Genomic DNA, 12,790 nt, shown 5'->3' on the forward strand with positions numbered 1-12,790 from the left:
ACCATCTTATTATACATATCAATCATTAAAAAAAGAAACTTAAAATATTTTTACACATTATACTTACAACAATTAACAAGGAAACCATCCTATAGAAGTCATTCCTTAGCTGGAAAAAGGAGTCTCCTCACTAATAATTCTTCCATCAAACAACATAGGAAGTGCTTAATTTCCTTCATTCGACTTACTTGAAATCTGCCTCTATGAAGACTAGAAACACGTATCCAAATCACCGCTATCCACCGTATTTAGAGTATCGATGTGCTTTTTTAAGACAGTGCCGAATTGGCAGACCTTTTCTCCGAAAAAATCAGAGGAGATGCTAACAAAAATACCGCTAGCAGCAAACGAATCATCGTCCTTACCAACGGCATTTTATTAAAGACTTCTGTCCTGGATTCTCTAAAAATTCCACTTCATATTTTTAGTCAGGCACTGTTTTTATTGTAAAAAGAACTTTCTTTTCTTTAACGTAGTAAAGGTGCATTGCCATTCTTTTCTAACACATGTTTTGTGGCCCATAGTAGAAAGACTCAGTACTTTTTAAACGGTTCTTTATCTCGTAAATGAATATTCTCATGATTGTCTTCGATCATTTCAATCACTCTTGGTTCACTCGTAGCGTACGCTTCCTTCAGCGCAGCATCTAAAGCTTCTTTGGAACGTACACGAACTGCTTTAATACCGTAGCTTTCAGCCATTTCTTTATACCCAATATAATCGATATCGACCCCTTCTTTTTGTCCGTTATAGTCTAGTTCTTGTTGGAATTCAACCATGTTGTATTCTTTATCCACCCAGATTACTTGCACAATATTCAAATTGTAATGGGCTACTGTAGCTAATTCTTGTGAGGAAAACATAAAGCTGCCATCCCCACCTGAAGACAAAATCTTTTCCTCTGGACGTAACAGTGCTGCTGAAATCGCCCAAGGAAGACCGACGCCTAAGGTTTGTTCCCCATCAGACATTAAGAAATGTTTTGGCCGATACACATTTAGGTACGAACCCAGCCACACTTCATGACTTCCTCCATCCATAACAACGGTCGTATTTGGATGAGCCTCGATTATTTTTTGCAAAGAGTCAACAATTTCCAATGGATGTAGTGCATCCTCAGGTGTTTGGCTGGGTACTTTTTTCTTCGCTGTCAATTTTTCTTGCAAGTCATGAACCACCATTTTCCACTCATCCGTAATGGCTTGTTCCGTTATGCTATTGGTAATATTTTTTAGATTTTTTGCGATATTGCCTAAGAGGATGGTGTCAGGGAGATAAGTTTCATCTAAATGATCCACTACAGTATCAATATCAATAATGCGCTTGTTATCGGTATTCCAAACAGAAGCCCAGTATTCAACCAAATTTAATCCCAATGTAATCACTAAATCACTGTTAAAAACCAGTTCATCCCCAGGCAGGTTATTAAACAGCCCCACTCGACCCACATAGTTTTGGGAAAACTCATGCGTCAATAGACCTGTAGCTTCGAACGTCTCCACGACCGGAATTCCCGTTTTTTTAACGAACCCTTGAATGGCAGCCGCCGCATTATCATCGGCTGCCCGAGCACCAACGATAATAACTGGGCGTTTTGCCGCTTTGATTTTCTCAACTGCACTAAGAATGGCAGCTTCGTCACTAATCGTATTGTCCAATTGATTCACTAAGGTCGAAAAAGCCAAACCAGATTTAGTGGTCTCAGCTAACAGAATATTACCTGGAATATCCATAAAAACGGCCCCGGGATTGCCATTGATACTTGAGACATACGCATTCGCTACTTCATCCGCAAGGGCATCGGTATGCTGAATTTCCTTGGCATATTTAGTAATCGTTGAATCATTCATTACGCCAGAAATATTAGGATTTTGAGGATACGGTGTTACTAACTTCGCTTGTGGAACTTGTCCGGCAATAGCCAATACCGGGTCACCATCAGAAGTCGCCGTAGCTAAGGGCGTGACCAAATTCAAAGCCCCCGGTCCTGACGTAGTCATCACTACACCAGGTTTACCAGTCATGCGCCCAATTCCTTGTGCCATGAAACCAGCATTTTGTTCATGTCTTACCGTAACAACTTTAATCTCTTCACGTTTTTTCAAAGCCATTAATAACGGACCCAACTTGCCGCCTGGCAATTGAAAGACATATTCCACACCATTTTTAATCAATGTATCTACAATCAAGTCTGCACCGTTCTTATTCATAATAAATCTCTCCTAAATGTTTTTTGCAAGTTGTTTATTAGGATTACTTGAGATAACTGTAAAGGTAATAAATTTGCTTACTCGTGTACTATAGATTCAAAAGAAAGAGTTGTACATTAGGGAATTTTTTTATACGTCTATTTCTTATTGCCTTCTTACGATTAGGAGATGAATTGTTTTACAAATAGTAAGTAAATCCTTATGATACTCTCAGACATACGGAAAAGGAGACAACGGAAGATGACAAGAAAAATATACAATTGCGAACATGGCTGCGCGGTCGAATCGACTTTACAAATGATTTCAGGTCGTTGGAAAAGCGTTATCTTATATCATTTGATGTTTGATGGGTCACTTCGCTATAACGAACTACAAAAGCTGATTCCTGGCATCACTAGAAGAATGGTCTCTTTGCAGTTGAAAGATTTAGAAAAGGATGGATTGATCTATCGTAAGGTCGTTCAGGAAAAACCATTACAGGTTGTGTATGGAATGACCGATTATGGCTACTCTTTAAAAGAGATCATTGAATTATTGTATCGCTGGGGCGAAGATTTTAATCACAAAAACGCGGGATTACTTGAAGAAGAATGTTTAACTTGCAATTGATCGCGACTGCTAGTAAAAATGAGGTTTTTAACGTGAAAAAGATTGAAAATATTGAAGAATTATATGAAGCATTAAGCACATCAATGGAACATTCAACGTGGTGGGATACAGAAAATCCATGGGAAATCGTTGTCGGATCAATTTTGGTTCAAAATACCAATTGGAAAAATGTGGCCTATTCCTTAGCAAACATCAGAAGAGAGATTGGATTTTCTCCGAAAAGATTGGCAGAAATTGATCAGTTCCTTCTTCAGGATCTGATTCGGCCCAGTGGTTTCTACAAAAATAAATCCCGCGCGATAAAAGAAATCTTTTCTTGGTTTCAGCGCTACAACTATGATATCGGTATTCTACAGAAAAAAGAACAGGCTGAGTTACGAAAAGAGTTGCTAGCTATCTATGGTGTTGGCTATGAAACGGCAGATGTACTAATGGTTTTTGTGTTTAATAAGGTCGTGTTTATCGCTGATAAATACGCACAACGAATTTTTAGTCGCTTAGGCCTAAATGAGCCGCTTACTTACCTCACCCTTCAAAATATGATCGAATTACCAGATACATTTACCAATGAACAAGCTCAAAACTTTCATGGTTGGCTAGTTGATTACGGTCAAGTCCATTTGAAATCGGATAAAGACTGGCAAGCAGGCTTCTTAAGTCAGTTTACACTCGTTCACCTCTAATTGTGGTATAAAAAAATTCCCTAATTTACATTTCATTGACCGAGGATTACGCTATCCTTGTTACAAAAACACGTTTCAAGGAGGAGATAGTATGAACGATCCATTTTTAGGATTACAAGACGTGCCAGCGTTTCACGTGACCAGTAAGGACATTGTTGACGGGAAACTTATGGATAAAAAATTTATGTCTGGTGATTTTGGGATTGAGGATGGACAAGATATTTCACCAGAGCTTCACTGGACCGGTGCACCAAGCAATACGAAAAGCTATGCGGTTACCTTATACGACCCTGATGCACCAACTGGATCAGGATTTTGGCATTGGGCAGTCATGAATATCCCCGCTTCTGTAGAGGAATTATCACAAGGAGCCGGCAGTAGCGATAACGCAAAGCTGCCACCGGGAGCCGTTCAATTACCAAATGATGCCCGCATGAAAAAATATATTGGTGCTGCGCCGCCCAAAGGTCATGGTGTTCATCACTACTTCTTAACGGTTTGGGCATTGGCTATTGAGAAAGTTGAAATTCCTGAGGATTCTACCCCAGCTTTTTTCATTTTTAATACCTTTGGACATGTCCTAGCTCGTGGTGTTGTGAACTTTGAAGTCGAAGTGAAATAGGGAAAGCTCAGAGAGGAAGATACGTAATGAATGCTGCAAAAGAAAACTATTTTGGCAAACTAGAACAAGTCCATGAATTTTATGATGCGATGCCTACCGGCGTTAGCTTATCGGAAACCGGGAGAATCTTTATTAATTTTCCTGAATGGGGAGACCAAGTAACCGCGACAGTCGTTGAACGAGTAGACGGCAAATTAATTCCTTATCCTAGCCAAGAAGCGAATACATTTGATCCTCAAAAACCGGAAAACGGATTTCTAAGTGTACAAAGTATCGTTGCTGATGGTGCTGGTACTTTGTGGGTATTGGATACCGCTGCACCCAAATTCACCGTTCCTGTTAAGGGTGGGGCAAAACTGGTTGCTGTGGATTTAAGTACTAATCAAATTCGCAAAGTCTATACTTTTTCACCGGATGTCGTCCTAGACTCTACGTATTTGAATGATGTTCGAATTGATTTACGCCGCGGTTCTGAAGGGGTAGCCTATATAACCGATTCTTCTATTACCGGTCCTGGTGCGTTGATCGTACTCGATTTAGGTACTGGCGATGCATTCCGTATTTTAGATGGCACGCCCTCCACCGCGGTTGATCCAGCCTTTATTCCTAAAGTTGAAGGCGAGATTTTGTTAAATCGCTCGGCTGATGGAACAACTTCGCATTGGCAAGTGGCAGCTGACGGCCTAGCGATTTCTCCCGACGGAAAAACCTTGTTTTTTAGTCCTTTATCCAGTCGACATTTATACTCAATTGAAACCGATAAAATTTTCAACAAAGAAATTGATGATCACGCATTAGAAGCACATGTTAAAGATTGGGGCGAAAAAGGCGCCTCTGATGGCATGATTACGGCAGAAGATGGAACGATCTATGCTGGCGACTATGAAAACAACAGCATTCGTGTGATTCACACGGATGGTACTATGGAGACTTTGGCTCACGATCCGCGTATTTTATGGCCAGATACTTTATCTATTGGACCAGATCAATACTTATATTTTAACGCCAACCAGCTGCAACGGCAGGCTAGTTTTCACAAAGGAGAAGACCTGAGAGAGAAGCCTTACAGTCTGTTCCGCATTTTTATCGGAAAAAATCCTGCGAAAGCAAACTAACCGGTCTTGATCCAAAGGGAGGGCAATACGTAAAAGAACTAATGCGATTTTCTATCCAGAAAAGGAGGAATGAAGATGTCAGAACAGAAAACGATGAATGTAATAGGCTTTTTCGAAGGCCTGCCAATTGAATCTACGCATAGTTTTATTGACCAAAAAGAAGGAATCCCTGTTCCAGGCCCTCGTGATTTATTAGTAAAAATCAAAGCCGTTTCGGTCAATCCAGTCGACACCAAATTACGGCAAACGACTCGCAAGCGAAATGCCCTGCGTATCTTAGGTTTTGATGCGGTCGGAGAAGTGGTCGCTGTCGGAAAAGATGTCATGAAATTTACTGTTGGTGATCGGGTCTTTTATGCAGGAACCACCACTCGATCAGGAAGCAATCAAGAATATCAAGCAGTCGATGAACGGATCGTTGCCCTAGCCCCTAAAAATTTAACAGATGAAGAGGCTGCTGCATTCCCATTGACTGCATTAACCGCTTATGAATTGCTGTTTGAAAAATTCGGCTTGATTCCTAAAGAAAACGCCAATCAAGGGAAAAGTATTCTCGTCATCAATGGTGCGGGTGGCGTCGGATCGATACTGAATCAGTTGGCTCATTGGGCAGGTCTAGAAGTGTATGCTACCGCTAGTTCAAAAAATTTTGACTGGCTTCAAAAAACCGGGGTTGACCACCCTTTAGACTACCATCACGACCTAAGGGACAGCTTTCGAGAATTAGGCGTTCCGAATGTTGACTATATCGCTGTCTTGTTTGACATCACCCAATACTTTGATCAAATCAGCCATTTGGTAAAACCTTATGGTCATGTGGGCACGATCGTTGGCCTTCACGAGCCCCTTGATTTAAGTGTATGGAAAAACCTTTCTGTTAGCTTTGATTGGGAGTATATGTTCGCTAAAACAGACCACGACTATCAAATCGAGACACAAGGACAAGCGCTAAAAGTGATTGCTGATTTAGCAAATGAAGGGACACTAAAAACAACCTTAAGCAAAGTCTATTCGGATGGAATCAACGCGGCAAATTTGAAGCGCGCAACGAGAGATGTCGAAAGTGGCCATATGTTGGGAAAAGTCGTTGTAAGTGGTCCTTTTAATGGAAACCCTACAGGGAATTAATCGCCCGAGCCATTTAATGAACGCACCCTTCAACAGAATTCATCATATATTCTAATACACTATCACTGATTTTTCGCAACAGCCGGATTCTCAAAGAATGATTTGTAGATGAAAAAAGCATTCAGAAAACAATGGGTCTCTGGATGCTTCATTCATCAATATAATAATCTAATGGATAACATAGTTAAAACTGAAATCAAGGTAAATCCATATTCGTTTTTCATAAAATCATCATCCATTCATAACTTAAAAAATAGTCATTCTTAGTAAGTGTTTATTTTCAAGAAAATTCATTCTCTTTACTTAGTAAGATAGAAAAAGACAACAACCATTATGACAACAAGTACCCAAAAATACCATTTTTCAGAGTTTTTTTTCTTCATATCTATTCTCCCTTTCTATTCATCTCAATTTTGAAAGAAACATAATAAGCAAAATATCGCCTTCTTGAAGGGCAATCGCTATCTGATTCCCTATCCGATTAATTCTCGGTTAACTCATCCCTAAATTTCAGGAATAGGTCTTTCGCTTGTCCTGTACGCATGTTTGTCAGGACTTTAATTTTCTTGACCATGCCAATATCATTTTCGTTTTTCGAAAGAATTTGTCGTGCCATTTCTTCTTTGATCTCTGCTTCTTCTTCCTTCGTTAAATTTCTGACTTCTTTCTTTTTACCAAAGAATCCCACCCTGTTCTCCCCTTCTTATAAAATTTATGCGCTTTTCACACTAGCCAGACTGAGCATTCTTTTTATCTAAAATGCGTTTTTCTGTCCATGACTTGATTCCTATACTCTAATCTACCATTTCTGTCGAAACCGAGGAAATGGTTCGTTCTCTTTTTTATTTTTAGGGAAGATATAAAAATAAAACACGGAGCCAATGATGATCGCTGGCGGCACCGAGATGCTCAATAATTTTAAAGCAGTGTTTAAAAGTACACCAAATTTTTCTTGAATAGAAAGATTCATAATCGTGCTGAAGTCTTGATTGAACGAAGTAACGATCATCGTGACAAAAAAGAGCAAGCAAAAACTAATCACCCCATACTTGATACTTACTTTTAAATCATCATTGTCTTTCTTAGTTTCTTCCAAAAGTAATGTTTCTAATGAGATATCCAATTCTTCGGCTATTTTGATCATATTTTTTTTGCTAGGGTACGTAGCACCTAACTCCCATTTTGAGATTGTCTTGTCACTTACTTCTAATAATTCTGCTAGCATACTTTGTGTTAGCTTGTTTTTTTCTCTATATTCTTTCAGCTTCATTGCTAATATTGTTTCCTTCATTTCAACAACTCCTCATCGATTTCTACCTTTCATTTTGACATAAAACCTACCATTTAACAGGAATTCTTGAAAAAGAGAGTAGAATAGAGGGGATTTTTTTAGCTACTTCTGGTGATTTTCCTGAAACATACTACCGATTCCTTCCTTTCAACAATAGTTGCTATGCATTCTGATATCTTCTAAATAATATCAAACCAGAAATCATAAGCGTCTGTAAATAATTAAAGGAGACGCAAAAACTTCCCAGTTTTTGCCCTCCCTCATTTCTCAAGAAAATTTGTTAACAGAGGATTTTCTATTTATCATTCTTATTAGAAGAAACCAAAGTATTTTTTCACTTCAATATACACTAAAGGAAAAATGAATAAGCCGATTACCCATAGCCAGTCAACTGCACGAAGAGAAACAAAGCCAAAAATAGTTTGCATGAATGGAATCGTTACTAACAAGATAATGATCAATGCACCTATGAAGGTTGTCATTACTAACAACGGATTGCTCAAAAAACGCAGCTTCAGAATAGATTCTTTACTTCTACAATTAAACATATGCACAATAGTTGATAATCCCAATACAATAAATGTCATTGTCTGCGAAACCTCTATCGATTCTAGACGTCCAATTAGAATCGCGCCTAATGTGACGCCTGTAAAAACAATTGAGATTTCTACAATTTTTACCAATAATCCTTGCGCAAAAATGCTCGTGTATTTAGCGATCGGGGCTTCCATCATTGCTTTTTTATCGACTGGTTCAATGCTAAGACTCATTCCTGGGATTCCATCTGCAACTACTTTTATGATTAACAATTGAACCGCTGTAACAGGTGCTCCCCACCCAACGAGCAAGGAAATTAAAACGATCGTCAGTGCAGAAATATTGCAACCAAGCATCGCGTATAATGATTTTCTGATATTGCTGTATACCCGTCGTCCTTCTTCAACCGCCTGAACAATCGTCGCAAAATTATCGTCTACTAAAACCATATCAGAAGCTTCCTTTGCTACTTCTGTGCCACCTCCCATTGCGATCCCTACATCAGCTGCTTTTAATGCAGGTGCATCATTGACACCATCGCCAGTCATAGCGACAATCTCATCATTTTTTTGAAATGCTTTTACGATTCGAATTTTATCTTCTGGGGAAGTACGGGCAAAGACTCGATAGTCATCAATCACATGGGCTAATTTTTCATCGCTCATTTCATGTAAATCCGCGCCGGTCATTGCTTTTTTCCCATCGGTGAGAATTCCTACATCTTCTGCGATTTTTTTTGCTGTTAGTAAGTGGTCCCCTGTGATCATTACGGTTTGAATCCCTGCTTGTTTTGCAATAGAAACAGCCGTATAGCTTTCGGGCCGAGCTGGGTCGATAATCCCAACAAATCCTGCAAACTCTAACTGACTTTCAAGAATTTCTTCAGTAAGACGTGTAGGTTTTTCATCGTATCTTTTATAAGCAACGCCCAAAACACGGTATGCTTGATTGGCCAACTCATCATGCTTGTTCAAGTAGGCAGGGTTGTTCGCATCAATGAGATCCAAGCGATCAAAAGCCCCTTTTGTGACAGAAACATATTGGTCGTTTACTTTATATAAGACAGTCATCCTTTTTCGTTTTGAATCAAAGGGAACTTCATGAATCTGTTCAAAGGTTGAAGCGACTTTACCTAGTTCCTCTTTAGTGAAGAGCGATGCCAGTTTTTTTCTGATCGCCAACTCTGTTGGATTACTGGTTACTGTTGCATTTTCTTCCATCGAACTAGCAAGATAGAAGAGAAACAAGAGATTTTTTTCCTTCTCTTCTGTTATTTCTAAGCAGGAAGTCAGTCTATCCTTCATCATAATAACTTCTTTCACGATCATCTTATTTTCGGTAATTGTTCCAGTTTTATCTGAGCAGATGATTGAAACACCCCCAACGGTTTCTACTGTTGAAGGAGTCCTAACGATGGTTTTCTTCAGTGCCATATTCCTCATCCCAACAGCTAGAGAGATTGTTACTACGACTGGCAAAACCTCTGGAATAGCAGCAACAGCCATTGATATTGCAGTCATGATACTGGTCTCTAAAGACAATCCTTTGCTGATTCCTATAGCAATCGCTAGAAAGCCAGAGAGAATAGCGATTAGGCCTAGAACTTTCCCCAGTTTTTGCATTTTTATTTGTAGAGGTGCTATGGTTGTTTCTTCCTTGCTTAATAAGCTCGATATTTTACCAATTTCCGTATTCATTCCTGTCTTTTCAACTCGAACGTTTGCTTTTCCTGTGACTACTAATGAGCCAGAAAAAACCAAGTCTTTTCTGTCCCCTAAAGAATCTTCTTTAGAAGAAATATAGGTGGGATCTTTTTCACTTGGTTCACTTTCACCAGTTAGAAACGACTCATCAACAAAGAAATTACTACTCGTTAAAAGCTTAGCATCTGCTGGAATACGGTCCCCTAATGCCAACTGAACAATATCACCAGGAACAATGTTCAAACTTTCAATCTCTTTTAACACCCCATCTCTGAATACTTTACTCACGGGAACACTCATTTTATTTAATTCACTCATTGATTTTTCCGCATGTTTTTGCTGTCGAATCGACAAATATAGATTAAGAATGACAATTGAAAAGATGACTATTGGTTCCGTAAAATCATCAGGATGGTTTTGAAATGCAACGTAACTAGATAAGAGCGTTGCAACGATTAAAATCAAGATGGTAATATCCTTCATCGACTCTTTCAAATAGTCATAAAAATGCTTCTCGTCTGTGCTTTCTATGGAATTAAACCCATATTTCTCTAGCTTCATTTCTGCTTCTTTACTGGAAAGTCCCGACTGGTTAGGGCTCTTTCCTTTTTCTTTCAATTGTTCTTTTAACATCTGCCTATACCTCCTAAAACAAAAAAGAAGTCAGACAAACTAACCATAAAAGCCTAAGGTTAGTTTTTCTGACTTCAATAAGATTTATTCCGGCGAACAAATCTAATGTCATTATTTAAATTCCACCTAATTATTGCACATCCGAATATTTGGGTCAAGATTTTCACGATGACCGATCAATCAAAATGAGAGAATGGTATGCAAAATCGAGAAAAAGTACGTGTACATCCTTATCCTATAGACAAGAAGCTCGCCCTTACAAAATGATTTCAGGACTTTCTTTACTTAGCACATAATCATTACCTGCTACTTTAAAATACTCTTGAACCAACTGACTTAACTCTTTGATTGCTTCATTCGCCCGAGCCCGTTGCGTTTCATTGATCGATTCAATGAATAAAACAGCATTGGTGGTCTCTTCTGTTAGCATCGTACGTTGGGCTTCCCGCCAATTTAAGCATCGACAGATTGCACCTTTCTCATCATAGTAAATGACTTCCTTTTCCAAGGCTGGGGAATCAGTATCTGCACCTAAGGGAAAGAAAGATTCGCCACCTTTTGCAACGCCTAAATGAAGGTCGCCAACGATTGTATCGAGGTCTTCTCCGCCTAAAGGGACACCATATTTCAAGGAAATACTATTATAAATATCTACTAAAGGATTGATGGGAGAAAATTCTCTGTCTTGATTCACCCGTTTCAACAGTGCTTCGATGGAAGAGCGTACCCCTTTTTTCGTTTTAAATTGCTGAAAAGCACTTCGCCAATCTTGGATCACCTGGTTTTCACTGAAGGTGTCGGTCGTTAAGTAGCGCTTTGCTTGCTCTTTACTACTTTTTAGCAAGTTAGTAAAAAACGTCTCTTGTGAAACATCCGCAACATTGTTTATATTTTTTACAACAAGGCAGTTGATTTGGGCTTCTGGAAATAGCGCCCAAAATTCTTGATCGATCATTATTTTCTTCACTTTCTCTACACTCCTACTTAGTTTATTTGAACAAATTCATGTCCTTTATTTTTCAGGCTCTCTGTTTTTTCAGCAGCCAGCCGAGCTATATCCTTTTTAACAAAATATCAGCTACCTGTGCTTCCTACCCTAGGTAGCATGAATGTACATTCAATCAGATCCAATCTCCCCAGTTGCGTTATTCGTTCAATAGTCTCTTTTGATCCCATTCTTGACGTTGACCCAATCAACTTCTACAGAAGATTTTATTTTTGCCAGCATTTCCGCAAGATTTTTTCTTTCTAAAGCAGATAACTGTTGAATCGCTACTTTATTTGAATAGTTATTTTCTCTTATGATTAATTGAACCGCTTGTTTCCCTTTGGCGGTTGTGTATAAGTGTTTGATTTTTTTATTTTCTTTGTCTGACTCTTTTAGAATGAAGCCATTTTCCTCTAATTTTTTTACCGCCCTGGACAAAGTCGTGCGATCAACTTTGATCCGTTCGGCTAATCGTTCAGGAATAATTCCTTCATTTTCAAATATACGAACTAAGTAAATATATTGCCCTTTACTGAGTTGAACCTCTTTAAATTCAATATTAGCAATTGATTCCAACATTCTACTGATTGATCCTATCTCACGAAGGATATCCTCCACGAACTATCCCCTCCCTATCTAGCACTATAATAGCCCATTATTGTTGCATATGCAACAATAATGGGCTTGATTTACTTTTTTACTCACTCTTAGAAAATGGGTGTATTGCATAAGCTTGTCTCAAAAAAGTAGGAGAATACCGAGAAAAACTTCTCTGTACTCTCCTTTTACAAACATTCCAAGTGGAAATACTATCCAAATTTCTCCTAATTTCAAAACCAAATTCATGAAGATGATTGCTTAGTACAGTAGTGAATGAATCAACTTCGTTTTCATTTACTTTCCCCGAATCGTATAATTTCTTTCTTTTTGCTTGCTAAGTTTTTATTTAACCTTGTCTAACGCAGATTGATTGGTTACATCCAATTCGTTGTTTAAAATCACTAAAATTCACATTAGATTTACGACATAAGTTTATGACGCTCTCTCGAGCTTATTTCAATGAGAGTTTACCAACGTATCAAAAACTATTAAGTTTCTGACTCTTTCTAAGAATTGTCCTAATATTCATGAACCTAAATTTTAAATGAACAATGATTTATTTACGAGTTTATGAACACAAAAATACAGTGACACATATAAATTATTGTATCTAAAAAGAGTGTCCAGAAATTCGTCACTTTCTTAACACTCTTTGTCGAAAAATTAAGAAG

The 12,790-nt window shown here is 38.5% G+C and carries 11 protein-coding genes; 5 read left to right on the forward strand and 6 right to left on the reverse strand.

Annotated elements, in window-relative coordinates; all coding sequences use genetic code 11:
* Nucleotides 1-533 precede the first annotated feature (533 nt).
* Nucleotides 534-2,210, reverse strand: a complete 1,677-nt coding sequence (gene alsS, locus IGK85_RS15660) for an acetolactate synthase AlsS (RefSeq protein ID WP_008380291.1) — start codon at nucleotides 2,208-2,210, stop codon at nucleotides 534-536.
* A 240-nt stretch (nucleotides 2,211-2,450) separates the two neighbouring features.
* On the opposite strand from alsS, the gene IGK85_RS15665 reads away from it, so the two are divergent.
* The 5 genes from IGK85_RS15665 (at nucleotide 2,451) to IGK85_RS15685 (ending at nucleotide 6,367) form a co-directional block, all read left to right on the forward strand.
* The gene (locus IGK85_RS15665; RefSeq protein WP_008380292.1) at nucleotides 2,451-2,819 is read left to right on the forward strand and encodes a winged helix-turn-helix transcriptional regulator; all 369 of its coding nucleotides are present in this window, start codon (nucleotides 2,451-2,453) and stop codon (nucleotides 2,817-2,819) included.
* Complete coding sequence (locus IGK85_RS15670; RefSeq protein WP_005233189.1) at nucleotides 2,801-3,502, forward strand: endonuclease III domain-containing protein; 702 nt, start codon at nucleotides 2,801-2,803, stop codon at nucleotides 3,500-3,502. Before IGK85_RS15665 ends, IGK85_RS15670 begins: the two co-directional genes overlap by 19 nt.
* A gap of 91 nt (nucleotides 3,503-3,593) precedes the next feature.
* A complete protein-coding gene (locus IGK85_RS15675) occupies nucleotides 3,594-4,124 on the forward strand; it encodes a YbhB/YbcL family Raf kinase inhibitor-like protein (RefSeq protein WP_005233187.1) in 531 nt (176 codons plus the stop codon).
* Nucleotides 4,125-4,150: 26 nt separating this feature from the next.
* Nucleotides 4,151-5,239: an L-dopachrome tautomerase-related protein gene (locus tag IGK85_RS15680; RefSeq protein ID WP_005233176.1), complete on the forward strand. Its 1,089-nt coding sequence runs from the start codon at nucleotides 4,151-4,153 to the stop codon at nucleotides 5,237-5,239.
* Between the two features lie 75 nt (nucleotides 5,240-5,314).
* Nucleotides 5,315-6,367, forward strand: coding sequence for a zinc-binding alcohol dehydrogenase family protein (locus IGK85_RS15685; RefSeq protein ID WP_008380297.1), 1,053 nt, complete (start codon nucleotides 5,315-5,317; stop codon nucleotides 6,365-6,367).
* Nucleotides 6,368-6,848: 481 nt separating this feature from the next.
* On the opposite strand, the gene IGK85_RS15690 is transcribed toward IGK85_RS15685, so the two are convergent.
* From IGK85_RS15690 to IGK85_RS15710, 5 genes are all read right to left on the reverse strand, one after another.
* On the reverse strand, nucleotides 6,849-7,055 hold the full coding sequence (locus IGK85_RS15690; RefSeq protein ID WP_005233172.1) for a hypothetical protein: 207 nt from the start codon (nucleotides 7,053-7,055) through the stop codon (nucleotides 6,849-6,851).
* 111 nt (nucleotides 7,056-7,166) lie between these two features.
* Nucleotides 7,167-7,658 (reverse strand): helix-turn-helix domain-containing protein, encoded by a 492-nt coding sequence (locus IGK85_RS15695; protein ID WP_005233169.1) that lies wholly within the window; start codon nucleotides 7,656-7,658, stop codon nucleotides 7,167-7,169.
* Between the two features lie 311 nt (nucleotides 7,659-7,969).
* Nucleotides 7,970-10,531: a cation-translocating P-type ATPase gene (locus tag IGK85_RS15700; protein ID WP_429972323.1), complete on the reverse strand. Its 2,562-nt coding sequence runs from the start codon at nucleotides 10,529-10,531 to the stop codon at nucleotides 7,970-7,972.
* Between the two features lie 256 nt (nucleotides 10,532-10,787).
* Entirely contained in the window at nucleotides 10,788-11,486 is a 699-nt protein-coding gene (locus tag IGK85_RS15705) for a B3/B4 domain-containing protein (RefSeq protein WP_035006931.1), read from the reverse strand.
* Between the two features lie 198 nt (nucleotides 11,487-11,684).
* On the reverse strand, nucleotides 11,685-12,137 hold the full coding sequence (locus tag IGK85_RS15710) for a MarR family winged helix-turn-helix transcriptional regulator (RefSeq protein WP_008380304.1): 453 nt from the start codon (nucleotides 12,135-12,137) through the stop codon (nucleotides 11,685-11,687).
* Between the last annotated feature and the right edge of the window lie 653 nt (nucleotides 12,138-12,790).

Source organism: Enterococcus sp. AZ015, from assembly GCF_050499225.1.
In the GTDB taxonomy this organism is placed as follows: Bacteria; Bacillota; Bacilli; order Lactobacillales; family Enterococcaceae; genus Enterococcus_D; species Enterococcus_D entomosocium.